Source organism: Actinomadura sp. 6N118, from assembly GCF_044326415.1.
Taxonomy (GTDB): Bacteria; Actinomycetota; Actinomycetes; order Streptosporangiales; family Streptosporangiaceae; genus Spirillospora.
The window spans coordinates 1-1,569 of the sequence record NZ_JBIRAZ010000064.1; the positions used below are offsets into that span (position 1 = coordinate 1).

Annotated in this window: 2 pseudogenes; one reads left to right on the top strand and one right to left on the bottom strand. The window is 69.2% G+C overall.

Annotated features, from left to right (window positions below):
* Positions 1-3: 3 nt before the first annotated feature.
* A pseudogene (locus tag ACH34W_RS55340) lies at positions 4-987 on the top strand (winged helix DNA-binding domain-containing protein).
* Between the two features lie 192 nt (positions 988-1,179).
* Here ACH34W_RS55340 and ACH34W_RS55345 read toward each other — a convergent pair.
* Positions 1,180-1,569 (bottom strand): annotated as a pseudogene (locus ACH34W_RS55345) (hypothetical protein); the annotation flags it as partial.

A 1,569-nucleotide genomic window follows, 5' to 3' on the forward strand; every position in this document is an offset into this window, starting at 1 on the left:
CTGCTGGCCGTCCAGGCAGAAAACCCCAGTCAGGCGGCTTGGGCAGTGGCCTCGCGCACACAGAACCCCGACCAGGCCGATCTGGCGACTCTCCTCAACGACGGCGCCGTCCTGCGCACGCACGTACTGCGCCCGACATGGCACTTGGTGCGGGCCGAGGACATCGGCTGACTGCTCGACCTGACCGGTCCCCGCGTGCGGCGGATGACCGGCCAGCAGCTAGGTAACACTCACGGCCTCGACGAGCGTTCCATCGACCAGGCGGTCACCGCCCTCACGCAGGCATTGGCGAGTCGGGAACAGCTCACCCGCGCGCAGCTGGCTGACGAGCTACGCGAGCGCGGTATCGCGGGCAGCGGGCAGATGCTGATGATCCTGCTGGCCCACGCCGAGCTGGGCGGCCTGATCTGCAGCGGACCAATCACCGACGGCGAGCACACCTACGCCCTCATGAGTGCGCGCGTGCCGACACCACGGCGGCTCTGCCGGACCGAGGCCCTGGCCGAGCTCGCGCTGCGCTATTTCACCGGGCATGGCCCGGCCACTGAACGGGACCTCGCCTACTGGTCGACGCTCACCCTCACCGACGTGCGTGCCGGCCTGCAGCAGGTGCATGATCGGCTTGACTCGTTCCACCACGACGGGCGCACTTTCTGGCACGCCCCCGGGGATGCTCCCGGCGGACCGCAGGATCCCGCAGGCCACCTCCTACAGATCCTCGACGAGACATACCGCGGCTACCAGGACTCCCGCTGGGTGCTCGACGCCGCCGGTGACGTGCCGCGCACCCGGGAGACCGCGGCCGGGATGGCCCTGGTCGACGCACAACTCCTTGCCGCCATGCGGCGCACCATCGGCCACGACCACGTGCAGTTCGACCTGCGGCCCTACCGAGCCCTGACACCCCCACAGATCCAGGCCCTCGACCAAGCCGCCACACGATACGGCCAGTACCTGCAGCTCAAGGCCAGGATCACCCTGCCCTGACCCTCACGCTCAATCCCCAGCAGCGGCAAGAACACCCACCGCACGACCGGCAGGCTCCGTGCCGCCGCCCTGCAAGGCGGTCCTCGCTGCGCTTGAACCGCCCCGTCGTTTGATTGGGAGGCGTCCGCGCGCTCCGCGGCAAGAGCGCGCGGCCGGATCTGCGGCGGGTGCGCCTCAGAGCCGGGTCGGCGGTCATCCAGACAGAACGATGCCGATCACAATCACCAGCGCCAGCGCCATGAGCGGAACAACAGCGAAGATCGCAAGTTGGACCAGGCAGCCCCGCTGCCTCACAGTGCCGGGAGCTCCGATGGCGCCTGCCAGGTACAGGGCCGCAGGACCCCGATACTCCAACTCCGATGGCTGCTCAGGCGTGAGAACCGTGGCGGCGACGCCAATCTGACCGCCCCCCTGCGACACGGCAACATGCACCGGCTTATCCGCCGGGACCTCAAAGACCGCCCTCCCCCAACGCTGGTGGTAGAGGGCACCGTCGATACCGACGGTGACGCCGGCCTTGGCAACCACCCCGCGGCGCGTGTGGAGCTGCAGAACCCGCATGGGACCGTCGTAGTAGCCGGC